The sequence below is a fragment of the Pseudonocardia sp. D17 genome, from assembly GCF_036984265.1.
Taxonomy (GTDB): Bacteria; Actinomycetota; Actinomycetes; order Mycobacteriales; family Pseudonocardiaceae; genus Pseudonocardia; species Pseudonocardia benzenivorans.
Map to the genome: position 1 here is coordinate 84199 of NZ_BPRG01000257.1, position 24760 is coordinate 108958.

Consider the following 24760-nt stretch of genomic DNA (forward strand, 5'->3'; position numbering starts at 1 on the left):
GGACCACCATGAGCACGACCGAGGAGACCGTCCACATCGACGGCGACAAGCTGATGGAGTTCGTGTTCCGGGCCGTCGACGGGGTCGGCGCCACGCTGGACACCGCGCTGGTCGTCATGGGCGACCGGCTGGGCTATTACCGCTGCCTGGCTGCGACGGGCCCGCTCACGGCGGCGACGCTGGCCGAGCGGACCGCCACCAGCGAGCACTACGCGCGGGAGTGGCTGCACGCCCAGGCCGCCGGAGGCACCCTCGAGTACGACCCGGTGACCGGCCTGTTCACGTTGCCGCCGGAGTACGCGATCGCGCTGACCGACGAGAACAGCCCCGCGTACCTGCCCGGCTTCTTCCAGCTCACGCTGGGCACCGTGGCGGGCACGGCCCGGGCGGTGGAGGCCGCCCGCAGTGGCGCCGGGATCGGCTGGCACGAGCAGAGCACCGACGTCCACGAGGGGTGCGAGCGGTTCTTCCGTCCCGGCTACCACGCGAACCTCGTCGAGTCGTGGCTGCCGGCGCTCGACGGGGTCGTCGCCGGGCTGGAACGCGGCGCGCGGGTCGCCGACATCGGCTGCGGGCACGGGTCGTCGACGGTCCTCATGGCCCGGGCGTTCCCGCGTTCGGAGTTCGTCGGCTCGGACTACCACCCGGAGTCGATCGCGACGGCGCGGTCGCGGGCCGAGGAGGCCGGCGTCGCCGACCGGGTGTCGTTCGAGGTTGCTCCCGCGACGGCGTTCGGTGGGGCAGGCTACGACCTCGTGACCACGTTCGACGCGCTGCACGACATGGGCGACCCGGTGGGCGCGGCCCGGCGTGTGCGGGAGGCGCTCACCGACGACGGCACATGGATGATCGTCGAGCCGATGGCGGGCGACCGCCCCGAGGACAACTTCAACCCGGTCGGGCGCGCCTACTACGGGTTCTCGACGTTGCTGTGCACGCCCGGCTCGCTGTCCCAGGACGTCGGGCTCGCGCTGGGCACGCAGGCCGGGCCCGCCCGGATCCGCGACGTCACGACGGCGGCCGGTTTCAGCCGCTTCCGGGTGGCCGCGCAGACCCCGTTCAACCTGGTGTACGAGGTGCGGCCGTAGATGACCGAGCGGGTGGCCCGGCAACCGGACGCCGAGGGGCAGGTCGTGCGCGACGGCGTGCGGATCGTCCACCGGACCTACGGTGCGAGCCGCCCGACGGTCGTGCTGCTGCCGGCGTGGTCGATCGTCACCTCCCGGGCGTGGAAGGCCCAGGTGCCATACCTGGCCCGGCACTTCCGCGTGGTGACCTTCGACGGCCGCGGGTCCGGCGACTCCGACGCCCCGCTGGGCGAGGCGGCCTACACCGACGAGGAGTACGTCGCCGACACCCGCGCCGTGCTCGCGGCGACCGGTGCGGCGCCGTGCGTGCTGGTCACCCTCTCGCGCGGGGCACCGTGGGCGCTCACGGTCGCGCTGGAGGACCCGGACGCGGTGCTCGGCGTCGTCACGATCGCCCCGGCCGCCGGGCTGCGTCCCGGGGCCGCCGACCGGGTCCGCGCGAGCTGGGACGTCCCGCCCGGGCATGCCGAGGGTTGGGGCGCCTTCAACCGACACCACTGGCAGCGCGGCGGGTACGACGACTTCCTCGCGTTCTGGTTCGGCGAGATGTTCTCCGAGCCGCACTCGACGCGTCAGATCGAGGAGGGGATCGAGTGGGGCCGCGCGATCGGCCCGGACCGGCTCGCCGACACCGCGTTCGCCCCCCGGCTGGGGCGCGACCCGGCGTGGGTCGCCCGGCTGTCCGACCTCCGGTGCCCGGTGCTCGTCGCGCACGGCGACGGGGACCGCATCCGCCCGCACGCCGAGGGTGCCGAGCTGGCCGAGCTCACGGGCGGCAGGCTCGTCACGCTGCCCGGGGCCGGGCACGGTGCGCCCGCCCGTCGCCCGGTGGCGGTGAACCGGCTGGTCAAGGACTTCGTCGACGAGGTCGCGCCGCGCCCGTGCCGGCCGCCGCCGCGCCGGGGGGTGCGGCGGCGGGGGCCGCGGGCGCTGTACCTGTCGTCGCCGATCGGGCTCGGGCACGCCCGCCGCGACGTCGCGATCGCCGCCGAGCTGCGCCGCCGGCAGCCGGGCCTGCGCATCGACTGGCTGGCCCAGGACCCGGTGACGCGGGCGCTCGTCGCGGCCGGCGAGCGGGTCCATCCCGCGTCGGCGTGGCTGCTGAACGAGTCCGCGCACGTCGAGTCCGAGGCCGGCGAGCACGACCTGCACGCGTTCCAGGCGATCCGGCGGATGGACGAGGTCCTCGTCGCCAACTTCATGACGTTCGCCGACGTCGTCGCCGACGGCGGCTACGACCTGGTGATCGGGGACGAGGCCTGGGAGGTCGATCACTTCCTGCACGAGAACCCGCAGCTCAAGAGGTTCGCCTTCGCGTGGCTGACCGACTTCGTCGGCTGGCTGCCGATGCCCGACGGCGGCCCGCACGAGGCCGCGCTCGCCGCCGACGCCAACGCCGAGATGGTCGAGCACCGCGCGCGGCTGCGGCACGTCCGGGACCGGTCGATCTTCGTCGGGGACCCCGAGGACATCGTCGACGCCACGCTCGGCCCGGGTCTGCCCCGGATCCGCGAGTGGACCGAGGACAACTTCGACTTCGCGGGCTGGGTCAGCGGCTTCGACCCGGCCGAGCTCGCCGACCGCGACGCGCTGCGCTCCCGGCTCGGTCATCCCCGCGACCGACCGCTGTGCGTCGTGGCGGTGGGCGGCTCGGGCGTCGGCGGCCCGCTGCTCGCGCGGGTGCTCGACGCGGTCGGACCCGCCCGCCGGCTCGTCCCCGGGCTGCGGTTCGTCGTCGTCACCGGGCCGCGCATCGACCCCGGGTCCCTGCCCCCGACGCCCGACGTCGAGGTGCACGGCTACCTGCCGCAGCTGCACCGGCACCTCGCCGCGGCCGACGTCGCCGTCGTCCAGGGCGGGCTGACGACCTGCATGGAGCTGACCGCGGCCGGTACCCCGTTCCTCTACGTACCGCTGCGGCACCACTTCGAGCAGCACTTCCACGTCCGGGCCCGGCTGGAGCGGTACGGCGCGGGCCGGTGCCTGTCCTACGCGCAGGCCTGCGACCCCGACGGGCTCGCGGCCGCGATCGCCGCGGAGCTCCGCCGCGACGTCACGCACCGGCCCGTCGAGCCGGGCGGTGCCGCGCGGGCCGCCGCACTGCTGGCGGACCTCCTGTGAGGTCGGGCCCGGGCAGAACCCCGTGAGTGGCGATGGTCGCCACAGCGACCGTCGCCACTCAGAGGATCAGTCGGATGCGGGGAGCTGCTTGGCCGCCCGCACCGTCAGCGGGGTGCCGCCGAGGGTCAGCGGGCCCGCCCCGGCCTTCGTGCACAGCAGTTCGAGGGTGTGCGTCGGGTCGGTGTAGCGCTTGCCGAGCTGGACCCCGTCGGCGCCGGTCGCGGGCGGGGCGGCCGCAGGCTGGTCGTCGTCGGGCGAGGTCATCGGGACACCGCCGCACTCCAGCGCGCCGGTCCCGGTGCCGGGGCGGATGACGACGACCTCGGTGGTGCACGTCCGGCTTCGCAGCCGGAGTCCGGGTCGCAGGGGGAGAGTGGTCACGGCGCGTCTCCGGGGTGCATCGCTCGACAGATGGACAAACTGGATCCTATCCTCTGAAGAGTGGATACATCAACGGCTCTCGTGTGCGGACGGCCACGATGAACATCGCAACGTTGTCGGCGATGGCCGCCGACGGCATGGCCGACCGGGTCGCGACCGGTTCCGTCGACGGCGGGCTCACCTTCGCGGAGCTCGACCTGCGGGCGCGCCGGGTCGGCACGTTCCTGCGGCAGCGCGGCGCGCAGCGGCTGGGGATGGTCGACCTCAACTCCGACGCGGTGCCGCTCGCGCTGCTCGGCGCGGCGTACGCCGGCATCCCCTTCGCGCCGCTCAACTACCGCCTCGCCGACGACCGGCTGCGCGCGGTCGTCGAGCGCCTCGCACCGGCGACGGTCGTCGTGGGCGACGACGCCACGGCCGCGCGCGTCGCCGGTCTCCCGGGGGTGGCGCTGCTCGGCCGCGGCGACCTGCTCGACGCCGCCGCAGACCCCGGGACCGTCCCGGTCGCCGAACCACCTGCCGACCCCGACGGGGTGGCGGTCCTGCTGTTCACCAGCGGCACGTCCGGCGAGCCCAAGGCGGCGATCCTCCGGCACCGCAACCTGGTGTCCTACATCGTGGCCTCGGTCGAGTTCGCGGGAGCCGACCCGGACGAGGCGACGCTCGTCGGGGTGCCGCCGTACCACGTCGCAGGCATCTCGGCCGTCCTGTCGAACCTCTTCGCCGGCCGCCGGGTCGTGCGGATGGAGGCGTTCGACGCCCGCGGCTGGGTCGACCTCGCGCGTGCGGAGCGGATCACCCACGCGATGGTCGTGCCGACGATGCTCGGCCGCATCCTCGACGTGCTCGGACCCGACGGCCTCCCGAGCCTGCGGACGCTGTCCTACGGCGGCGGGCCGATGCCGTTGCCCGTCATCCGGCGCGCCCTCGACGCCCTCCCGGACGTCGACTTCGTGAACGCCTACGGGCTCACCGAGACCGCGAGCACGATCGCGGTCCTGGGTCCCGAGGATCACCGGCGCGCGGCCGCCGCGACGGAGCCGCACGTCAGGGCCCGGCTCGCGTCCGTGGGCAGGCCGCTGCCCGCGCTCGAGGTGAGCATCCGCGGAGCGGACGGGGAGGAGCTGCCCGCGGGGGAGCGCGGCGAGATCTGGGTCCGCGGGGACCAGGTCTCCGGCGAGTACGTGGGCCGGGCCGCGGCCCGTCGCGACGGCTGGTTCCCGACCCGGGACGCCGGCCTGCTCGACGAGGACGGCTACCTGTTCGTCTCCGGCCGGCTCGACGACGTCATCGTCCGCGGCGGCGAGAACCTCTCGCCGGGTGAGATCGAGGCCGTCCTGCTCGAACACCCCGCGGTCGCCGACGCGGCCGTGTGCGGCGTGCCCGACCCCGAGTGGGGTGAGGCCGTCGCGGCCGCGCTGGTCCGCGAGCCGGGGGCGACGGTGTCGGCCGACGACCTGCGCGCGCACGTGCGGCGCCGGCTGCGTTCGACGTGCGTCCCCGCGGTGATCGAGTTCCGTGAGGCCCTGCCCTACAACGACACCGGCAAGCTGTTGCGCCGCGTCGTCCGGGACGGGCTGGCCACCTGACCCGCGGCCGCGGGTCAGTCGCGCCGGTGGACCCAGCGGCCGTCGACGACCGTCGCGCGCACGAGCCCGGCCTCGGGGGCGCGCAGCGCGTCGGCCAGCGGCACGTGGAGCAGGACCAGGTCCGCCGGCGCACCCGGCCGCAGCGCGCGCGGCGGCGCGCCGGGGACCGGCGCGGTGAGCGCGTCGAGCGCCTGGCGCGGGGTGAGCGTCTCGTGTGGACCGAGCGGGTCGCCGTCGGGGGTGTGCCGGGTGCTCGCCGCGCGCAGCACGCTCCACGGGTCGACCGGCCCGTAGGGGGCGTCGGAGGACAGGGCGACGGGAATCCCGGCGGCGACCAGGCTGCGACAGCGGTAGAGGTCGCCGTGCTCGGCGGCCGGGACGTCGCGACGGAAGAGGTCGCCGCGGTCGGCGAGGAATCCGGGCTGGGTGACGACGGCGAGCCCGGCCAGCGACGCGACGAGCTCCTGCGGGACGAGGGCGGCGTGCTCGATCCGGTCGCCCGGCAGCCGGCCGGCGATCTCCAGCGCGACGAGCAGCACGACCAGCGACTCGCGGGTGACCGAGTGCACGGCGACCGGGCGACCGGCGGTGTGCGCGGCCCGGATCCGGGCCGCGAGGGTGTCGGGGTCGGGCAGGTCCGGGTCCGCGAGGACGATCTTGTACGGACCCGCGGACGCGCCCGGCGGCGGCGCCGCCCCGAGTGGCACGCCGAGCAGCGTGAGCCGCTGCGGGACGGCGGTGAGCGCGCGGGCGGCGGCGTCGTCGAGGTCGGGGGTGGCGTCGGTGACGGCGGTGATGCCGTAGCCCGCGAGCTCGCGCCCGACCGCGTCGAGATCCGGTGGTCCGGCGGCCGGCAGCCGGTCGCGCAGCCAGGCGTCGGCCCGGACGAGCCGGCCGCTCGGGGCACCGTCCGGTGTCCGGTCGACGCCGGGGTGGTCGAGCGTTCCGACGCAGGTCAGTGCGGCGGTGTTGAGGGTCCACATCGCGCCGCTGCGGTGCTGCACGCGGACCGGGACGTCGGAGCGGAGGTGGTCGAGGGTGGCGGCGTCGAGGTGCTCGTCGTCGCTGCCGACGACCCGGATCCAGCCGGTCGCGTCGGGCGCGGCGCGGCGGAGCGCGGCGGCGAGGTCGTCGCGGGTGCGGCCGGCGGGGACGGACCGGCGCGCGGCGGCGAGGGCGTGCAGGTGCAGGTGGTGGTCGACGAGCCCGGGCACGAGCGCGCCGCCGCGGGCGTCGAGCACCTCGGTGACCGCGCCCGCCGCGTCCGGATGGGCGATCCTGCCCCCGTCGACCAGGAGGTCGCGGCGTCGCCCGTCGATCTCGGCGTCACGGATCAGCAGTGCCACGGGATCCCCAGCTCGGCCATGACCGCTGCGGTGTCGGCGCCCGGCAGCGGCGCGGGACCGGGGACGGGCCGGGCCCGCGGCGGGGCGACCGGTCCGGTTGCGGGTCCGCCGGGGGAGCCGTCGAGGGTGGCGGCGACGACGCCGGTCATGCACACGTCGTGCAGCCGGCCGGGCGCGGTGAGCGCGAGCGCGGCCGCGGCGAGGCCGGTGAGCGGGTCGGCGATCGCGTCGCCGACGAAGACCGGGAGCCCGTCGGCGTCGCGGGCCACGAGCCCGGCGGACGCGGCGACGTCGTCGCCGAACCCGACGCGGTCCGAGTTCCGGCCGGCGGCGGTGATCGAGATCCAGGTCGCTCCGCGCGCGACCTCGGCGTCGGCGTCGAGGCCCCAGCCGCGCAGCGCGCGGGGCCGGGAGGCCTCGATCACGACGTCGGCGGCGCGGACGAGCGCGTGGAGCGCGTCGCGGTCGGCGACCGGGTCGAGCCGGACGGCGCGGTCGTGGGCGTGGAGCAACGCGTGGAAGCGCGGTTCGCCGCGGCGGGCACCGTCGGGGCGCTGCGGCGTCTCGACGGTCACCACCGTCGCGCCGCGCCCGGCGAGCAGCTGCGCACACAGCGGCGCCGCCCACAACGCCCCGAACGACACCACCAACACCCCGGCGAGCTCACGGGGTGTCCCGGCGACGAGGCGCTCCGCCAGGAGATGCTCGTGGCCCGCGCGGTGCTGCTGCTCGCGCACCGCGGCCGCCGGTATCCCCAGCAGGGCGGCGCGCTCGTCGAACGTGGCCGGGGGCATGCCCGCGACGGCGGCCGCGAGCCGGGGCCACGGATCGTCGTCGGGCAGGTGGTCCTCGACGAGTGCGCCGAGCAGCGCGACGTCGTCGTCGCGGGCGAGCGAGACCGCGGCCCAGCCGGAGGCGAGGGGCAGCAGCCGGCAGCTTCGCCCGACCGACACCCGGCCCCCGCGGGTGCCTCCGGTGAACGCGGCCCGTTCACCGAGCAGGGCCGCGCCGTCGACGTCGAACAGCCGGCCGAGCATGGCGGCCACCGACGCGGCGCGGCCCGGCGGCACGAGCGGGGGTGCGTCGGGATGGCCGGTCAGCGCCACGGCCCCCGAGGCCGCCCAGTCGGCCGCGGCGTCGGGTTCGCGCACGTCGCGAAGGATAGGTTACGGAGACCATGGCTGACGTTCCGATCGTGCGTCCCGCCGGCCTGTCTCCCCGCCGGGACGATCCGTTGCTCGCCGTCAGTCCCGTGCTGGGGGTGGACCTGCGGGGACCGGTGACCGACGTCGGGCCGCTCGACGGCGACCGGATCCTCGTCGGGGTCGGACCGGTGGCGCCCGGCTGGGAGACGCTGGCGGCGCAGCTCGACGTGATCTTCGTCCCGCGCGACGCCGGCCCGCCGACGGTGACCGTCGAGGACCCGGAGCGTGCGCTGGCCGAGCTCGGCGCCGCCGCGGCCGCGGCGCCGCGGGCAGCCACGACGCTGGCGGGGCTGCTGCGCTGGTCCGGGACCCTGCCCGTGCACGCCGCGCTCGACGCCGAGTCGTTCGCGTACTCCACCCTGCTCGGCGGGACCGAGTTCCGCGCCTGGCTCGACGGGCGCGGCGCCCGGCCGCTGCCGCCCGACGTCGCCGAGCCGGTCCGCGTCGAGCGGCACGGGACCGAGCTGCGGCTGACGCTCGACCGGCCGCAGCGGCGCAACGCCTACGGCCGCAGGCTCCGCGACGCGCTGGTCGACGCCCTCGACATCGCGCTGCTGGACGGGTCGATCGAGCGGGTGCTGCTCACGGGCGCGGGGCCCGCCTTCTGCTCGGGAGGAGACCTCGACGAGTTCGGCACCACTCCGGACCTGGTGACCGCGCACCTCGTCCGCACCCGGGGCGGGGCCGCCCGGCCGCTGCACGCGCTGCGCGACCGGGTCGAGGTCCGGCTGCACGGCGCGTGCGTGGGTGCCGGGATCGAGCTGCCGGCCTTCGCCGGGCGGGTGGTCGCGGCGCCGGACACGACGATCCGGTTGCCCGAGGTCGCGATGGGGCTCATCCCGGGCGCGGGCGGCACGGTGTCGATCCCGCGCCGGATCGGCCGCCACCGGACGCTCCATCTCGCGCTCACCGGGACGCCGCTGCCGGTGGCCACGGCCCGGGAGTGGGGCCTGGTCGACGAGGTCTCCGGGGTCGACGAGGTCTCCGGGGTCGACGAGGTCAGCTGACCCAGCGACGGCCCTTCCCGACGAGCACCCGGCCGAACTGCAGCTCGGGGAAGTGCGCGCCCGCGCCGAGGGTGGCCGGGTCCTCGAGCTCCCGGAAGAGCCGCTCCCGCACCCGGCGGGCCAGCGCGGGGTCGACGTCGCCGATGGACTGCCAGGTCGGCTCGTCGAGCTGGACCGGGCACACGATCGCGTCGCCCAGCAGGATCGCCCGCCGGCCGGCGGAGGCCACGACGACGCCGAGATGCCCCGGCGTGTGCCCCGGCGTCATCGTGAGCGAGACGCCCGGCGCGATCGTGGTGTCGTGCTCGACGGGGCGCAGCCGGGCGCCGCCCTCCGCCGCGGCACGGAAGCCCGCCCGGATGTGGTCGAACATCCACACGTCGGGGTCGAGGACGAAGTGCTGCCAGTCGTGCGCCCCGAACCAGATGGTCGCGCCGGCGAACACCGGCTCGGCGGCCAGGTCGAACAGCCAGCCGGTGTGGTCGGCGTGCAGGTGCGTGCACACGACGTCGGTGACGTCGGTCGTGGCCACACCGACCGCACGCAGCCCGAGCAGCAGCTGGCCGCCGACGAGCAGCCGCCGCCGTCCGTCGTCGCGCAGCGCGGGCCCCATCCCGCAGTCGACGAGGATCGTCCGGTCCCCGGTCCGCACCAGGAAGCACCCGATCGGGAGGAAGGCCAGCCCGTCGCGGCCGAAGAGATCCTCATGGCCCTCCGCGCGGACGTGGTCGCCGAAGTACTCCGGCGAGGCACGGAAGGTCCCGTCGGTGAGGGGGTGCACGTCGATGCCCCCGATCAGCACTGCGCTCTCCCGTCGTCCTCGCCGGCCCGGCACCGGGCGATGGCGTCCGCCGGGATTGTCCCGCCCGCCCGGTCGTCGCGCCGAGGATCGGGCTCGGTCGTGTGTCGTCCCGTCAGCGGCGCAGCAGACGTTCGGCGAGCACGAGCTGCAGCCGCGCCCGCCCTGTCGTCGTGCGCACGCTCCAGCCGAGCACCCGCTCGGCCTGGTCGAGGCGGTCCTGCAGGGTCGAGTGGTGCACGTACAGCTCCGCGGCCGCCGCGCGCACCGACGCGCTCGCCACCAGCGCGGTCGACGTCCGGAGGAGGTGAGGGACCTCCTGCACGGCCTCGAGCAGCGCGCTCAGGTCGGCGGTCGGGGGTGCCCCGGCGTCCACCGCCGCGACCAGCAGGACCAGCGCCCCGAGGTCGTCGGCGTGCACGACGCGGGGCCCGGGATCCGCAGCGGTGCCGTCGGCCGTGAAGCGGAGCGCCACCCGCGCCTCGTGCGCCGACCGGGGCAGCTCGGCGGCCGGCACCGTCGGCCCGACCCCGCGCCTGCCCTCGCCCGGAACGGTGCGCGTCCCGCGGTCGACCATGACGTCGCCGTCGGCGAGCGCGACGACGCGCGCCCCGTCGGTCGCGGCGAGACCCAGCTCGCGCAGGGCGCGCTCCCGCTCCTGCGGTTCCGCCGCGGGATCGACGGCGAGCTCGACGACGGCACAGTCCGGCCGGCGCGCGGGCACGCCGCCGCGGACGCGGGCGATGACCAGGTCGACGGTGATGGCGGCCCGCTCGAGCACCATGCCGTCGAGCTGGCCCGTCGGGCGGTCGGTCTCCAGCCGCAGCACGGCCCCGCAGACGGCGACCGAGGGCCAGCGCGGGTCCGGCGGGCCGTCGGGAGTCGTCCGGACCCCGGCGGCGTCCACCCTGATCGCGATCCGGCGGGCCGGGTCGTCGAGCCGGGCGGGCACGCCGGAGAGCACGGCAGCGCCGCGCACCACCTGCTCCAGGCCCGCGCGCGACTGCGCGAGCCGGTCGAAGTAGGCGATGACGTCGAGGGCCGCGCCCGCCGACGTGTCGAGCGCCGCCAGTCGGCGCGACAGGTTCTGCATCCACCACTCCCGCAGGTCAGTCGCCCAGCAGCCGGCGTAGCCAGTGCAACCGGGCCGCCCGGGCCCGCTGCGACAGGTCGGCTTGCGGGGCGAGGAAGTCGAAGGCGTGGAAGGCGCCCGGCCACACGTGCAGCTCGGCGTCGCCGCCCGCCGCCCACAGCCGCTGCGCGTAGTCGACGATCTCGTCCCGGAAGGTCTCGGCCGATCCCGCGTCGAGGAACGCCGGCGGGAGCCCGGTGAGGTCCGTCGCGCGAGCGGGCGCCGCGTAGGGCGACACCTCGGCGGCGCCGCCGAGCCAGGCGGCCCAGCCCGTCTCGTTGGACACCCGGTCCCAGACGCCGAGCCCGTGCATCTGCCGGGCCGAGACCGACTCGTTGCGGTCGTCGAGCATCGGGTACATCAGCAGCTGGCCGGTGACCGAGACCTCCCCGCGGTCCCGCGCCAGCAACGCCAGGGCCGCGGCGAGGCTGCCGCCCGCGCTGCCCCCGGTCAGCACGATCCGCCCGTCGCCGCCGACGGCCGCCGGATCCGACGCGAGCCACCGCAGACCCGCGTAGGCGTCCTCGGTCCCGGCGGGGAACGGGTGCTCGGGGGCGAGCCGGTAGCCCACGGACACGACCACCAGGTCGAGCTCGCGCACGAAGTCCAGCACCGGGTCCAGGCCGTAACGGTTGTTGCCCATGATCAGACCGCCGCCGTGGGTGTGGTAGACGACCGGCCGCGGGTCCGTCCGGCCGCGCGGGCGGACGACGAGCAGCTCCAGCTCGGGACCGTCCTCGGCGCCGGGGACGGTCCGCTCCTCCACCCGCAGGGTCGCGTCCGTGGCGAGCTCCGTCACCGTCGGGACGGTCTCGGCGAGGTTCGCCCGCTCGACGGCCAGCTGGTCGAGGGTGATGCCGGTGGCGATCGAGGACTGTCCCGTCGCCGCCAGCGCGGCGGCGAGCTCGGGATCGAACGGCGGGGGTGCAAGGGTCATCGTCTGCTCCGGGAAGGGGGACGGGCCGGGTGTGTCCACCGTGCTCGGTCGCGCTGTCCCGTGACACCCCGCCGACGGTCGGGTCCGGGCCGCCACCCGGCGGATCCCGGTTGTGGACCGTCGGCACCTCGACCGCTGGTTCGTACGCTCGGGGAGTCCCCTGCCTCCACCCGACCGGGAGAGTCCCGCATGACCCACCCACCCCTGCCGCCGCTGATCCGGGCGACCGATCTCGGCGACGTCCTCGGCCGCGACGGCCTCCGGGTCCTCGACGCCTCCACCGGTCTGGCACTCGGCCCGGAGGGTGCCGGATACGTCGCCACACCGTTGCTCGACGCCTACCGCCGCGCCCACATTCCCGCGGCGGTGTTCGCCGATGTCCGCAACGGGCTGTCCGATCCGGACGCGCCGCTCGACTTCACCCTGCCCGGGCCCGGTCGCTTCGCGGCGCAGATCGGTGCGCTCGGTGTCGGTGACGGTGACGACGTCGTGGTCTACGACAGCGGGGGCGCCTGGGCCACCCGGGTGTGGTGGCTGCTGCGCCTGCACGGGCACGACCGGTCTCGGTGCTCGACGGCGGCCTGCGCGCGTGGCAGGCGGCCGGGATGCCCACCGAGGCCGGCGAGGTCACCCCGCGGCCCGCGACGTTCACCGCCCGTCCCCGGCCCGAGCTGCTCGCTGACGTCGACGAGGTGGCGGCCCTGTCGGCGAGCGGGGGCTGCCTGGTCAACGCACTCGATCCCGCAACCTTCCGCGGCGAGCAGCCGATGAACCCCTACCCCCGGCGCGGGCGCATCCCCGGCAGCACGAACCTGCCGTTCGACGGTCTTCTCGACGCGGCGACCGGCCGGTTCCGCCCGGTCGCCGAGCTGACACGGCTGCTGCGGGCCGCCGGGCTCCTCGACGGCGGGCGCGCGGTCACCTACTGCGGCGGCGGGATCGCCGCGACCGTGCCGGCCTTCGCCGCGTTCCTCGTCGACGGCACGGAGGTGGCGGTGTTCGACGGCTCGCTGACCGAGTGGACGGGCGACCCCGACCGGCCCGTCGAGGTCGGCTGACCGCCGCCGACTCCTTCGTCCGGTCCACGCGGCCCACCACGGCGGATCCGAGACTCACGGATGAGTTCCGGGCCTCGGCGGCGTCTGCTCCTCGACGACTCGACGAAGGAGAGGGCAGTGGGCGGGATCAGGGTGTTGGTGGCGGGGGCGAGCATCGCGGGGCCCGCGCTGGCCCATTGGCTGCGCCGGCGTGGCGCCGAGGTCACCGTCGTGGAACGGGCGCCCGGGCTGCGTCCCGGTGGGCAGGCGGTGGACGCCCGCGGGGTGGCCAAGGAGGTCATCCGGCGGATGGGGCTGGACGCGGCGGTGCGCGCGGCCCGTACCGACACCGCCGGCGCGTACACGGTCGACGCCGACGGCACCGTCGTGGAGACCTTCCGCGCGGACGACCACGACGGTGACGGGTACATCGCGGAGATCGAGATCCTGCGCGGCGACCTGTCCCAGGTGCTCCACGACGACACCCGCGACGGTGTCGAGTACCTCTTCTGCGACCGGATCACCGAGCTCGCGCAGGACGCCGACGGGGTCGACGTCACCTTCGCCGGCGGCGGCACGCGACGCTTCGACCTGGTGATCGGCGCCGACGGGCTGCACTCGGGCCTGCGGGCGATGGTCTTCGGGCCGCGGGAGCGGTTCGTCCGCCACCTCGGGCTCGTGCTGGCCTTCTACACCGTGCCCAACGAGTTCGGGCTGGACCGCTGGCTGATCGACCACCAGGACCAGGAGTCCGGCCGCTCGGCCGGGCTGCGGCCGGTCCGGGACGCCACCCGGGCGATCGCCATGCTGTCGTTCCCCGCGGCGGACTTCGACGTCGACCACAGCGATGTCGAGGCCCAGAAGCGCCTGTTGCGTGAGCGGATGGCCGGCCTCGGGTGGCAGACCCGGCGGATCCTCGACCACCTCGACGACGCCCCGGACTTCTACCTCGACCAGGTCGCGCAGGTCGTGATGGACCGCTGGTCGAGCGGACGGGTGGGGCTGCTCGGGGACGCGGCGTTCTGCTCGTCGCCGATGTCGGGGCAGGGCACCGGGCTCGCCCTGGTCGGCGCATACCTGCTGGCCGGGGAGCTGGCCGCGGCGGGCTGGGACCCGGAGCCCGCGTTCGCGGCCTACGAGGAGCGGATGCGCCCGTTCGTCGAGGCCAACCAGGAGATCGGCCGGATGCACGTGAGCAGCCTCCAGGCCCACGGGCCCGACGCGGAACCGGACATGGACGCTCTCATGGAGCTGGTCGACCGCGCGATCAACGGCATCGAGCTGCCCGACTACGCCGGGGTGCCCGACGCCGGGGTCCGGGCCTGGGCGGCCGCCGGCTCGTAGGCCCCTGTGAGTGGCGCGGCGGCGGGCGCACGAGTCCTCGGAGGGATGAAGGGAGGCTTGTCGGGTAGTGATTCCGGGCCGGGCGCCACGTCGGCCGACACGGCGAGCCCGAGGGATCGACGAACGGAGACGACATGCCGGCGAAGCGCCGCTCCCGGGAGGACTACGCACAGGGGCTCCCGGGGTACCACGACCCGACGGCCGGTGTCGGCGGTTCCTCCCCGGCGCGCAGCGCGCTGACCCTGCGTGCGGTGCTCGCGGTCTTCGGACTCGTGGTGTGCGGCGCGGGGGCCTGGTTGTCCTGGCAGGTCGGTATGGCGTGGCTCGCGATCGTCCTGGTCGTGGTCGCCGTCGTGGCGCTGCTCGATCTGGCCTGGGTGCTGTACCGCAAGGGTCGCGGCGAGCCCGGGTGACCCGTCGGGATCCGGCAGAGCGTGCGGTCCGCGGGTTCCGCCGACGACGCGCCGGGCCGGTGGTCGCTGTCCGAGTGCAGGGTCGGCCGGAGGAGGACGACGTGGCGGTGTGCGAGGTGTGCGGCAGCGACTACGACACGGCGTTCGAGGTACGCGCCCAAGGCGCGACCCACGTCCTCGACAGCGTCGAGTGCGCGATCCACCGGATGGCCCCGCTCTGCGAGCACTGCGGTTGCCGGGTGATCGGGCACGGGGTGCAGGTGGCGGGACATCTACTGCTGCGCGCACAGTGCCGCGGCGCAGGAGCCCGAGGGCGCCGGGATCGTCGACAACGTCGGCGCCGGCTGATGAGGCGGCCTGCAACCGAGCGACGAGGTGAGCCCGCGCGGCGGCTGGCCGGGGAGTGTGCGGGTCGGCGCGGCCGGCAGGTCCCGGCGCACAGGTCGTACCGGTGCGGGTGGCCCGGCCGGGTCCGCGTCGCCGCGGATCACCGCGCCGCCGGCGTCGGGCCCCGGAAAGGGGACGTGAGCCCGTGGTCGCCGGTGACGGTCGTGCCTGAGCCGAGGCGGATGTCGGCGCCACGGTGCACGACGGTCGGCGTCCGGTTCACGCGGCGCCCGTGATCTCCGGCGGCGGCTACGATCCGCCTGTCTTTTCAAGGGGCCTTTCATCGGGCCGGGACGTGCCGGAGGCGCAGGTGCCAGAGATCGTCGACTTTCAGACCGTCTCGACCGTCGGGGTGGAGTCGTCGCCGGTCGCCGAGGCGTTGGCCGGGCTCAGGGCGAACGAGGCCCGCTACTTCAAGAACAAGTTCGACCACGTCTTCACCGTCGACCCCGCCGACGACGCGGCCGAGACGGTGGCCTGGGTGGCCGACATCCTCGCGCGCGAACGCGACCTCGTCATCGAGTCCCGGCCGCTGCAGGCGTCGGAGTTCGTCGTCGACGGGACCCGCTTCGCGTACGTGTTCTACGAGTCGGGGCTGGTCATCAACGTGATGTACGGGCTCGAGGACGGGTCGAAGCGAGCGGTCGGCTTCAAGCTGTCCGACGGGATGCCCGTTCCCGCCGAGCTCGAGACCCGCTTCAAGTTCGCCCGGCAGAAGTCGAAGCTGGCCGGGACGATCCGTGGCTCCTTCTTCGTGATCAAGGGCCGGTACTGAGGCACTAGCAGCACTGAGCCACGTCTTCCCCGGGTCTGCGTGACCCGGTTGAGTCGTGCCCCGTCGCCGACGTGGACGTCGCGTGCGCACCCGTCACCGCGGACGTCACGATGTGTGCGTGCTCGGACTGGAGATGGCGGTCGTCCTCGGCGTCGCCCTGGTCGTGTGCGGCGCGCTGGCGCGTCGCTACCCGATCGCGCCGGCGATCCTGCTGGTGCTGGTGGGGGTGCTGATCGGCTTCGCGCCGCACCTGCGCGAGGCCCAGCTGCCGCCGGAGGTCGTGCTGCTGGTGTTCCTACCGGTGCTGCTGTACTGGGAGAGCCTGACCACGTCGCTGCGCGAGATCCGCAACAACCTGCGGGTCGTGGTGCTCACGAGCACCGTGCTGGTGTTCGCCACGGCCGCGGCGGTGGCGGCCGTGGCGCACGCGATCGGCCTGGCATGGGGAGCGGCGTGGGTGCTCGGTGCGGCGCTCGCGCCGACGGACGCGACCGCGGTCGGGGTCCTGGCGCGGCGGTTACCGCGTCGGATAGTGACGGTGCTACGGGCGGAGAGCCTGGTCAACGACGGCACCGCGCTCGTGATCTACGGGCTCGCGGTGGGGGTCACGATCGGCGAGGAGCACCTGACGACGCTGCACGTGACCGGTCTGCTGATCCTGGCCTACGGCGGAGGGCTGCTCGCCGGGGTGCTGGTGGGGCTGGTGAGCTGGCAGCTGCGCCGCCGGATGGACGACCCGATGCTGGAGAACATCGCGATGCTGGTGACGCCGTTCGCGGCGTTCCTGGCGGCCGAGTCGGTCGACGCGTCCGGGGTCCTGGCGGTCGTCGCGTGCGGGCTGTTCATCAGCCAGGTGACGCCTCGCATCACCAATGCGGTCACCCGGCAGACCTCCGTGCCGTTCTGGACGGTCACGACGACGGTGCTCAGCAGCGCCCTGTTCGTGCTCGTCGGCCTGGAGGCCCACACCGCTGTCCGCGGCCTGTCCAGCGTCTCGCTCCTGCGCGCCCTCGTCGACATCCTGCTGATCACAGCGGTCGTCATCGGGGTGCGCTGGGCGTGGCTCTACACGACGCCGTACATCATCCGGGCGCTCGACCGGCGGCCCGCGCAACGACTGCGCCGGATCGGGGCGCGCCAGCGCACGGTCAGCGGCGTGGCCGGGTTCCGCGGCGCGGTCTCGCTCGCCGCGATCCTCGCGGTGCCGCAGACCCTGGACTCCGGCGCGCCCTTCCCCGACCGCGACCTCATCGTCGTGATCACGTCCGGGGTGATCGTGCTGACCCTGCTGCAGGCGCTGTTGCTGCCGCGCGTGGTGCGGTTCGCCCGGCTCCCACCCGACGACTCCGTCGCCGAGGAGCGGCAGTACGCCGAGATGTACATCACCGACGCGGCGCTCGACTCGATCCCGACGACCGCGTCCGAGTTGGGCATCGACGAGCGTGTCGTGGCACGGGTGCGCGGCGAGATCGAGAAGCGCCGGACGGTGCTCGCGGCCGACGGCACCGAGGACGACCTGGTCGTCCGGCACGACGACCAGTACGCGAGCCTGCATCTGGCGCTCATCGCCCGCAAGCGCGAGGCGCTGCTGGAGCTGCGGGACGAGCAGCGGATCGACGACATCGTGCTGCGGGCGATCCAGGCCCGGCTCGACATCGAGGAGGTCCGGTTCTCCCGGGCCAATCCCGCCGCTGACGAGTAGGGCGGCGAGACGTCGGGCCGACGGCGTGGCGTGGAACCAGCCGTGGAGCGCACCAGGGGTAGCGGACCGACCCGTGGACGGCAGTCGACGGGAACGACCGGCCATCGGCCGTCGGGCCGCCGTGGTGCTGCTCGGCAGAGTGCGCGGCCGGAGAGCGACAGACGGGGGTGTCTGCGTCGTTCGCAGATACTTTACAACGGAGGTATTGCCAAACGACACTATTCACGTAGGTTGTGCCCCTGAGCAACGTCACAGCCGCAGTGGGGAGGGACCGGATGGCACGCCAGGACGCCGTGCCCGGACGGCCCGCTGTCCACGCGTCCGTCGCGGGTCCCCGGAAGCTCGCGTACCGGGGCGATGCACGACCGGGCCACGTTGCACACCGGTGGCGAGCCCGCTCCGGCTCCGCACGGGGCGACGCCCTCGGCGTGGTGCGGGTGCTCTCGGCACCCGGATCCGGCGGGCTCCGGTGCGGGGTCGCGGGGCCGTCCCCGGTCGACCACGTCGACATTCTCCGCGGTGAGAAGGAGTGCGCCGTCCGGCTCACCGCCCCGGGTGTCGGGGGGAGTCGGTTCGTCGCACGGGTGCAGGTCGGCCGGGGTCGGGTCGTCGGCAGTCGTCGGCGTTGTTCATCTCCGCGCACGGCATCGATCAGCCGAGAACCCACCACCTGAAGAAGGAGCTTCCCAGATGTCTGACGATCACGGTCATGGCCACGGTCACGGTCACGAGAGCGAGGTGGACTCCGCGCTGGCGCGGGTCGAGGCGCTCAGCAACGAGAAGGTGCATCATGCCGGTGATCACGAGGGGCCGTTCTCGGTTCAGGTGTTGGGGCTGGGTCCGTGTGGCGCCGCGGTGATCTCGGAGTTGGCCGGGTCCGGCCTGCCTGGGTTCAGTGCCGTGGCCGTCGATGTCGGCCAGGGAAGCCTGTCCGGCCTCGCCGCCGGTGGGTCGGTGCGGGCGGTGGAGCTGCCGATCCCGTCCCGGGAGGACCTGTCCTCGGCGCTGAACCGTTATCGCGAGTTCCTGAAGATGGAGTATCCGCGCTACTACTGGAATCCCAACTACGAGCCCTGGCTGCCGGGTGACCTGGAGATTCCGGCGAGTGGGGCGGAGATGTCCCGGGCAGTGGCGAAGGCCGTCTACGGGGCCGAGTACTACCAGAACCGCGAGATCACCGAGGCCTTGGACGGTTTCGCCGAGAGTGTGCTGGCGAGCGAGCACACGCCGTTGGTGGTGGTGGCATTCTCGCTGGCCGAGGCCGTCGGCAGCGGCATCGTCGTCGAGATCGCCCGTCATCTGTCGTCGATCAAGCTCGGACGTCGGCCGTGGGTCGTGGGGATGGGGGTGCTGCCCCAGGAGGTGGACGCGACGTTCTTCCCGGTGATCAACGAGTTGGACTGCATGATCGACACCGAGAAGAACAACGGTGTGATGGCGGTGTGGGGCGATCTGTACAAGAACCCGTTCACGGGGGGCTTTTTCGTCGTGCCCGACGACGGTGTGCACAGTCCGGTCGAGGCGATCGCGTCGTTCTGCAGCGTTCGCGGCGGGCGGGACCTGTACGAGACGTTGAAGGCGTTGAACTGGCTGGCCGTTCCGGGTGACCAGTGGCATCCGGCGATTCGTGGTCAGCAGAGCGATCGTTGGGTCAACGTTCTGGTGACGCGCTCGCTCGAGGAGGTCGACTCGTTGGCGGGCGTCGGGCTGGTCGAGGGTTTCTCGACCGAGTACGCCGAGGCTCGGGTCTTCGGTGGCGGGAAGCGCGCGACTGCCGCGGCCAAGGCCGTGGGAGCGGCGATCGCGGGGGTGGCGACGACTCGGGTCGACCCGGTGGTGGAGACGGTCGCGGCCGACAACGAGTTCGTCGGAGTCGTCCTGCCGCGGGCGTCGAAGCTCGATCTGGAGATGTTCGTGCCGGCGCGTGCGGCCTACGACGCGATCGAGGACTGGGAAGAGCATCTGTTGATGCATTCGTGGCTGCTGGATCTGGGGGTCATGCTGTGTGAGCCTTCCATCCGTTTCGACGGCATGGGTGGGGAATGCATCTGGGGTTGCGCCTGCTGGGTCGTGGTGCCTCATGCGGCTATTCGGGGTGAGACCGTCGTGTCGGTTGTCGACGAGCTCGATCCTGCTGTTGCCGTGTCCGGTTGAGACGGGAGACTGTGATGGTGACGTCGTGGGCCGAGGTCGTGAGGCGTTACGAGAAGGGGGCGCAGCTGCCCTCGATGCCGGGCGCGCGCACCCTCGAGGTGACGGGTGCTGACGACGAGTACATCTATGTGGCACACCGGTTGTGGCAGGACAAGATCACTCGTGGGTACCTCGAGAAGGCGATGCAACTGCTCGAGGAGGGAAAGATGACCAACGACTACGGCGCTGTGGTCGACTACTACCGCACGTATATCGCTGATGAGCGGCCCACGACCGCCGCGACAATTCTCAAGGATCTCGGATACGTCCGCTGACCGATCGGGGCAGGTAACAGGTCGGGAAGTTCCGGCGCTCACCCCGCGAGGGTCGGGCGGCGCTGCTGCACGTCAATTCTCAGGAGGAATCGGTCATGGCACTGTCGATGTACCACAGCGCGACGGGGGCCCAGTCGCCCCACTGCATCCACGCGATCGGGATCGGGAAGACCGGTGCGTACATGGTCGAGGCACTGTTGCGTACCGGTGAGATCGAGGACATGTTGGAGGATCCCCGCGCGCGCTTCACCGGTCTGTCGATCGACATCGGCGACCAGGACCAGCACGAGCTCAAGGAGTACATCGGCGGTTTCGGGCAGCGGTTGACCGCCCGTGGGATCCCGACCGATCGGGCTCAGGTCCGCACCGTCTCACTCGAGGTTCCGGAGAAGAAGGACCTCATGACCAGCTTGAACCGCTGGCGTGAGTTCTTGAAGATGGAGTACCCCCGCTACTACTGGAACCCCAACTACGAGCCGTGGCTGCCTGCCGATCTGGAGCTGCCGAAGGCCGGCGAGTCGATTCCGCGGGCCGTGTCGAAGGCGATCTACGGACACTACTACTACGGCGGGGACAAGCCCCTGGAGCGTGAGCTCGACGATTTCGTGGCGTCGATCAACGCGACGCAGCTGCCCTCGATCGTCCTGGTGTTCTTCTCGATGAGTGGTGGCACCGGCAGCGGGATCGTCGTCGACCTGGCCCGCCACCTGTCGAATGTGAAGCTGGGTCGTCGTATTCCCGTCGTCGGTGTTGCGGCGCTCCCGTTCTCCGGGGACGAGGAGCACGCGGGCGGGGCCGCGGCGCTGTTCCCCACCATGAACGAGATCGACTGCATGCTCGACGACGCGAAGAACCAGGGCGTCATGGCCGTGTGGGGCGATCTGTACAAGAACCCGTTCACCGGTGGATTCTTCGCGCTCCCGCAGGAGCACTCCTGGCAACGCCTGGGGTCGTACACGAAGGCGGGCAAGCCCGCCGTCCGTGACCATCTCCGGAAGATGGTGACCCGCAAGTTCATCAACGACTCGTTCACGCGGTTCGTGGTGCAGGACTACGGGCGCCTGCTGTTCAAGATGCTGCGTCCGGCGGGCTTCACCGGTGCCCCGCACGAGCGCAACATCTCCGGCGACCGGACCTGGACGGTGTTCGACGTCGCGAAGTACACCCACCCTGGCGTGGAGGTGCTCCCGGGGGAACCGAAGAGCAAGTGGCGGGATGTGATGGGCAAGTGGATCGGCTACATCCCGAAGTTCTCGGGCCTGCGGGACGGGTTCAAGACCGACTACATCGAGGCGCACACGGTCGCGCCTCGTGAGCTGTGGAACGACACCCTGCAGAAGAAGCTGGAGGCCACACTCGGCGAGTACGTGCTCGACGGTGAGGACGGCACGATCAACACGAGTGTCGGCGAGTTCTTCGACGAGCTGACGGCCTACAGCAACATCGTCATCCCGGGTGTCGCGAAGAGCGACTTCACCGCGTTCTTCGCGGCGCGCGACGCCTACGACGCGATCGAGTCGTGGGAGGAGAAGCTGCTGATGCACTCGTGGATCCTGGATCTCGGGGTGATGCTGTCCGAGCAGTCCATCAGGTTCGACGGCATGGCCGGCGAATGCATCTGGGGCTGTGCGTGCTGGGTGGTGGTCCCGCACGAGGCGATCCGTGGGGATGCGCCGGCCTCGAAGGACCTGACCGAGGTCCAGGCCCAGCACATCGCGATGATGACAACCACGGTCGTACCCACCCCGTAGGGCGGGGTGGCAGAGCCCACGGCCGGCGTCCGTCCCGTACCACCGCGGTACGGGACGGACGGCGGCCGGCCTCTGCCACGTCCCCTCCGCCGGAGGAACGGTGTCGCCGTGCGTCCGTTGGCGGCGATGTCGTCCCCCTGCGGGACCGGTGCTCGACGCAGCGGTTCGGACCCGTGGGAAGGACAGCTGTCCGGGTGCGACGCGTTGCCCGGACAACGGCGGGAGGGCGCCGACGACGCGGCCGACCCGGTCAGGCGATGAGAACGGACGCCGATGACATCCACCACTGAGCTGTACCCCGGCGCCGACGACGACCGCGGCTCCGGGTATCGCGACTGGATCGCCCGCGTCACCTCGACGTACGAGGCGATCCACTACACCTGCGCCCACCGGCTCAACGAGCCGTCGCTCGCGGGGCAGGTCGCCGTCCAGGTCGTCGCCGGGCTCATCGCCCGGCCCATGGTGTTCCGCTACTTCGGCCTGCCGTACTCCGGGCGCATCGCCACCCTGGCCGAGGGGTACATCGCGGACGCCGAGGCCGGGAACCTGACGCTCGTGGGGGAGTGGCCGCGTCTGTACGCGCGACTGCGTGAGGTGCCCGCCGAGCACCAGGAGGTGTTCGTCGGCGTCTGTGTTGCCGGGGACGACCTCGCCGGGCTGGCCGAACGCCTCGGCTGCGACGAGCGGGAGGCCGCCCCGCGGAGGACGGCGACACTCGAGCTCATGCGCGACCTGGCTTCGGCTTTTCTGCCGGAGTCGTTCCGAGCACACGAGGAGGACTGAGCTCCATGCCTTTGGACTGGGCCACGGTCGAGCGGAGGTACGGCGACGGGGCAAGCATCCCGACCGTCGCCGGTGGCAAGACGCTGCAGATCACCGGGGTCGACGCCGAGGGGGTCCACATCCGCAACGCCCTCTGGCGCGACACCCTGCGTCGAGCGGATCTGGAGAAGGCGGTGGCCCTCGTCGAGACCGACCGGATGAGCCGTCACGCCGGGCTGTTCGTCGAGGAGTACCGCACGCTGGTCGCGGACGTCCGGGCGACCTCGGCGGCGCACGTGCTCAAGGACCTCGGCTTCCTGGAGTAACTCCCGATGCGATCGGATCACGGGCTGCGCTACGAGCTCGCCGCAGTGCTGGGCCGACGTCGGACGCTCGTACGCCTGGCGCGGGTCTATCCCTCCGGCGCGACGCTGACCGCTCGCCGCCGGTCGGCCGCCGCGTGAGCCGGGAGGCGAACGCCGAGCAGGCGCGACCACGCGTCTCGGCACCGCCGTGTGCGGAGGACGTGGCTCGGTGTCGACTCGACATCCGGCTTCCCCCCACCCTCGAGGCACGGTTCGAGGCGACGACCGAGGTAGCGGCCGATGCCGGCTGGCGGGCCGCACGGGCCGTCCTCGACGACGACCTCGAAAGGCTCGTCGAGGACGTGAGGGCGGTGCGGCGCTGCGCGTCGAGTGCGGTCGCCGGGTCGCTCTTCGTGCTCGACTACTCCCGCCGTCTCGGGTGGCCGGTGCTCGACGCCCACCTGAGGCGCGGGGCCTGGCTGGACCCCGGTCGGCACAACGTGCGGCTGTCCCCGAATGCCACAGGTCTGCCCCAGGTCGGGTTCGTGATCGGCCCCGAGCGCGGGTCCCGTCGCGACGTCGGCGAGGTCGTCGATGCCCTCGTCGCCGACCACCTCGCCCATCTCGTCGAGGCGGTGCACCGGGCGACGGGAGTCGGACGGCGCACCCTGTGGGGCAACGTCGCGGTCGCGCTGACCCAGGTCTTCATGGCCTTCTCCTGGGCATCGGACGACCGTGACCGGTTTCTGACGACGGCCCGGCAGGTCGTGGCCGACCGATCCCCGCTGCGCGGAACGGTGATGCTGGAGTCCGTCGAGCACCGTGACCAGGAATGGATGGTCGTCTGGCGGCGCAGCTGCTGCCTCGCGTTCCGCACGGAGCCCGCTGCGCCTCGGTCGTACTGCGGGACGTGCTGCGTCCTCGAGCACGGCGAGCGGGTCGCGAGCTTCCGTCGCGCGGCGGACCGTTACGTCGAGATCGAACGCAGTCGTCCGTAGTTCGTCGAGCTGCTCGGACCGCCCGGCCACCTCTCGAACCGGGCTCCGGTGCTCGACCGAGGAGAGGAGCAGACATGGTCGAATGGACGGATGTGATGGAGAGGTTCAGCGTGGGGGACTCTCTGCAGCCGTTGATCGGATCGTCGAGGCTGACGGTCGACAGCATCGACGAGAACGAGATCTGCATTCGGCAGCGGCTGTGGCGGGCCTGCGTCACGCGTGCGGAACTGGCGGTCGGCGACGGCATCCTGACCTCGGCACCGGCCGGCACCACCCCGGTCCAGCTCTCCGAACTCATACGTGACCGCTACGCCTCGGGCACCGACGTCGTCACCGACTGCACCCGCATCCCGAATCTCGTGGCTGTCGTGCTCTACAACATGGGCGTGGTGCCGAACGCAGCTCCGTCATGACGGAGTCCGCCGGGCACGGACACGAACTCCCGGCCGGCCGGGCGGCGTCGGCTCGCGGTCATACCTTCTCGGAATCCACGCGACGCTTCTGCTGATCCGGTGTCGATCGTCTGCCGAAGATGCCGTCCGCGGCGGCGAGATGCGCGAGCTCTCCGCGCCGTTTCGCGCCGAACTTACGAATGACGTTCCCGACGTGGAACTTGGCGGTGTTCTCCGAGATGAGGAGCGTCTCGCCGATCTCCTGGTTCGACAGGCCGGCCGCGACGAGGGCCAGCACGTCGATCTCCTTGTCCGTCAGGTTCTCGCCCCGGTCCGCGACGGCCCGCAATCGCTGTCTCGCGTGCCGAGGGCCGGCGGCGCAGAGTCGTCCTCCGCGCGAGACGGCGGTGATCGCCTGCCCCAGGCCGGCGGCGTCGGTGTCATTGTTCACGGCTCCCAGCACGCCGAGATCGAACAGGTCGTCCACGTGTGCCTGGGGGAGGATGGGGCTGAGCAGCGCGACGACCGTGATGTCCCGCATCGTCTCGCACATCCGGTCGAGGCCGTGCCTGACGACCGGTGGGGCCGCGATGTTCACCACGACGATCACGACGATGGACTCCAGGGCGGACGCTCGCGGTTTCTCGGGACCGGTCGCGCGGGGCCGTCACCCCGGCGGCGGTCGACGTGGGACGCCAGGGCCGGCGAGGTTCCGGGCCAGGTCCAGCGGCCCGGAACCCCACCCCGTGGCTGTTAGGACGAGACCGCGCAGGAGCCGCGGTCGGCCCGGACCGGTCCGGACGCGGACGGGCGGATGTCGT

The 24760-nt window shown here is 73.1% G+C and carries 24 protein-coding genes and 2 pseudogenes; 19 read left to right on the plus strand and 7 right to left on the minus strand.

Going from position 1 to position 24760, the window contains the following annotated elements; all coding sequences use genetic code 11:
• The first annotated feature begins 8 nt into the window (after positions 1–8).
• Both PSD17_RS35125 and PSD17_RS35130 read left to right on the plus strand, forming a co-directional pair.
• Positions 9–1088 carry a class I SAM-dependent methyltransferase gene (locus tag PSD17_RS35125; RefSeq protein ID WP_339126364.1) on the plus strand — a complete coding sequence of 360 codons (1080 nt, stop codon included), beginning with the start codon at positions 9–11 and terminating at the stop codon, positions 1086–1088.
• Complete coding sequence (locus PSD17_RS35130) at positions 1089–3209, plus strand: alpha/beta fold hydrolase (protein ID WP_339126365.1); 2121 nt, start codon at positions 1089–1091, stop codon at positions 3207–3209. It abuts the gene before it with no gap.
• A gap of 66 nt (positions 3210–3275) precedes the next feature.
• Here PSD17_RS35130 and PSD17_RS35135 read toward each other — a convergent pair whose 3' ends face one another.
• On the minus strand, positions 3276–3590 hold the full coding sequence (locus PSD17_RS35135) for a hypothetical protein (protein ID WP_013676957.1): 315 nt from the start codon (positions 3588–3590) through the stop codon (positions 3276–3278).
• A gap of 98 nt (positions 3591–3688) precedes the next feature.
• On the opposite strand from PSD17_RS35135, the gene PSD17_RS35140 reads away from it, so the two are divergent.
• Positions 3689–5179, plus strand: coding sequence for a class I adenylate-forming enzyme family protein (locus PSD17_RS35140; RefSeq protein WP_013676956.1), 1491 nt, complete (start codon positions 3689–3691; stop codon positions 5177–5179).
• A gap of 14 nt (positions 5180–5193) precedes the next feature.
• Here the strand turns inward: PSD17_RS35140 and PSD17_RS35145 are convergent, their stop codons facing one another.
• Both PSD17_RS35145 and PSD17_RS35150 read right to left on the minus strand, forming a co-directional pair.
• Positions 5194–6525 carry an amidohydrolase family protein gene (locus PSD17_RS35145; protein WP_339126366.1) on the minus strand — a complete coding sequence of 444 codons (1332 nt, stop codon included), beginning with the start codon at positions 6523–6525 and terminating at the stop codon, positions 5194–5196.
• A complete protein-coding gene (locus PSD17_RS35150) occupies positions 6513–7676 on the minus strand; it encodes a CoA transferase (protein ID WP_339126367.1) in 1164 nt (387 codons plus the stop codon). The genes PSD17_RS35145 and PSD17_RS35150 overlap by 13 nt, the downstream gene beginning before the upstream one ends.
• 26 nt (positions 7677–7702) lie before the next feature.
• Between PSD17_RS35150 and PSD17_RS35155 the strand changes: the two genes are divergently transcribed.
• Positions 7703–8737, plus strand: coding sequence for an enoyl-CoA hydratase/isomerase family protein (locus PSD17_RS35155; RefSeq protein ID WP_339126368.1), 1035 nt, complete (start codon positions 7703–7705; stop codon positions 8735–8737).
• Here PSD17_RS35155 and PSD17_RS35160 read toward each other — a convergent pair.
• From PSD17_RS35160 to PSD17_RS35170, 3 genes are all read right to left on the minus strand, one after another.
• On the minus strand, positions 8730–9539 hold the full coding sequence (locus PSD17_RS35160; protein WP_339126369.1) for an MBL fold metallo-hydrolase: 810 nt from the start codon (positions 9537–9539) through the stop codon (positions 8730–8732). The two genes, PSD17_RS35155 and PSD17_RS35160, sit on opposite strands and share 8 nt — an antisense overlap.
• A 112-nt stretch (positions 9540–9651) precedes the next feature.
• Positions 9652–10629, minus strand: a complete 978-nt coding sequence (locus tag PSD17_RS35165; protein ID WP_339126370.1) for a helix-turn-helix domain-containing protein — start codon at positions 10627–10629, stop codon at positions 9652–9654.
• A gap of 16 nt (positions 10630–10645) precedes the next feature.
• Positions 10646–11605, minus strand: coding sequence for an alpha/beta hydrolase (locus PSD17_RS35170; RefSeq protein ID WP_013676950.1), 960 nt, complete (start codon positions 11603–11605; stop codon positions 10646–10648).
• A gap of 189 nt (positions 11606–11794) precedes the next feature.
• Here PSD17_RS35170 and PSD17_RS35590 point away from each other — a divergent pair.
• The 15 genes and pseudogenes from PSD17_RS35590 to PSD17_RS35240 form a co-directional block, all read left to right on the plus strand.
• A pseudogene (locus PSD17_RS35590) lies at positions 11795–12103 on the plus strand (sulfurtransferase); the annotation flags it as partial.
• 68 nt (positions 12104–12171) lie between these two features.
• The gene (locus tag PSD17_RS35175) at positions 12172–12663 is read left to right on the plus strand and encodes a sulfurtransferase (protein WP_339126371.1); all 492 of its coding nucleotides are present in this window, start codon (positions 12172–12174) and stop codon (positions 12661–12663) included.
• Positions 12664–12780: 117 nt separating this feature from the next.
• A complete protein-coding gene (locus PSD17_RS35180) occupies positions 12781–13986 on the plus strand; it encodes an FAD-dependent monooxygenase (protein ID WP_339126372.1) in 1206 nt (401 codons plus the stop codon).
• A 134-nt stretch (positions 13987–14120) separates the two neighbouring features.
• Positions 14121–14399, plus strand: coding sequence for a DUF6343 family protein (locus PSD17_RS35185; protein WP_013676947.1), 279 nt, complete (start codon positions 14121–14123; stop codon positions 14397–14399).
• A 101-nt stretch (positions 14400–14500) separates the two neighbouring features.
• A pseudogene (locus PSD17_RS35190) lies at positions 14501–14747 on the plus strand (hypothetical protein).
• Between the two features lie 349 nt (positions 14748–15096).
• Positions 15097–15561: a phage tail protein gene (locus PSD17_RS35195; RefSeq protein ID WP_103383748.1), complete on the plus strand. Its 465-nt coding sequence runs from the start codon at positions 15097–15099 to the stop codon at positions 15559–15561.
• A 118-nt stretch (positions 15562–15679) separates the two neighbouring features.
• Positions 15680–17263, plus strand: a complete 1584-nt coding sequence (locus tag PSD17_RS35200) for a Na+/H+ antiporter (RefSeq protein WP_173400062.1) — start codon at positions 15680–15682, stop codon at positions 17261–17263.
• A gap of 690 nt (positions 17264–17953) precedes the next feature.
• Positions 17954–19417, plus strand: coding sequence for a hypothetical protein (locus PSD17_RS35205; protein ID WP_339126373.1), 1464 nt, complete (start codon positions 17954–17956; stop codon positions 19415–19417).
• Positions 19414–19731 carry a hypothetical protein gene (locus PSD17_RS35210; RefSeq protein WP_233899144.1) on the plus strand — a complete coding sequence of 106 codons (318 nt, stop codon included), beginning with the start codon at positions 19414–19416 and terminating at the stop codon, positions 19729–19731. The genes PSD17_RS35205 and PSD17_RS35210 overlap by 4 nt, the downstream gene beginning before the upstream one ends.
• Before the next feature lie 95 nt (positions 19732–19826).
• On the plus strand, positions 19827–21482 hold the full coding sequence (locus tag PSD17_RS35215; protein ID WP_013676941.1) for a tubulin-like doman-containing protein: 1656 nt from the start codon (positions 19827–19829) through the stop codon (positions 21480–21482).
• Between the two features lie 273 nt (positions 21483–21755).
• Complete coding sequence (locus tag PSD17_RS35220; protein WP_339126374.1) at positions 21756–22265, plus strand: hypothetical protein; 510 nt, start codon at positions 21756–21758, stop codon at positions 22263–22265.
• A gap of 5 nt (positions 22266–22270) precedes the next feature.
• Positions 22271–22570, plus strand: coding sequence for a hypothetical protein (locus PSD17_RS35225; RefSeq protein ID WP_339126375.1), 300 nt, complete (start codon positions 22271–22273; stop codon positions 22568–22570).
• 6 nt (positions 22571–22576) lie between these two features.
• The gene (locus PSD17_RS35230; protein ID WP_013676938.1) at positions 22577–22708 is read left to right on the plus strand and encodes a hypothetical protein; all 132 of its coding nucleotides are present in this window, start codon (positions 22577–22579) and stop codon (positions 22706–22708) included.
• 62 nt (positions 22709–22770) lie between these two features.
• A complete protein-coding gene (locus PSD17_RS35235; RefSeq protein WP_339126376.1) occupies positions 22771–23547 on the plus strand; it encodes an IucA/IucC family C-terminal-domain containing protein in 777 nt (258 codons plus the stop codon).
• 74 nt (positions 23548–23621) lie between these two features.
• Positions 23622–23960, plus strand: coding sequence for a hypothetical protein (locus tag PSD17_RS35240; RefSeq protein WP_013676936.1), 339 nt, complete (start codon positions 23622–23624; stop codon positions 23958–23960).
• Between the two features lie 58 nt (positions 23961–24018).
• Here the strand turns inward: PSD17_RS35240 and PSD17_RS35245 are convergent, their stop codons facing one another.
• Positions 24019–24549 (minus strand): helix-turn-helix transcriptional regulator, encoded by a 531-nt coding sequence (locus PSD17_RS35245; RefSeq protein ID WP_339126377.1) that lies wholly within the window; start codon positions 24547–24549, stop codon positions 24019–24021.
• Between the last annotated feature and the right edge of the window lie 211 nt (positions 24550–24760).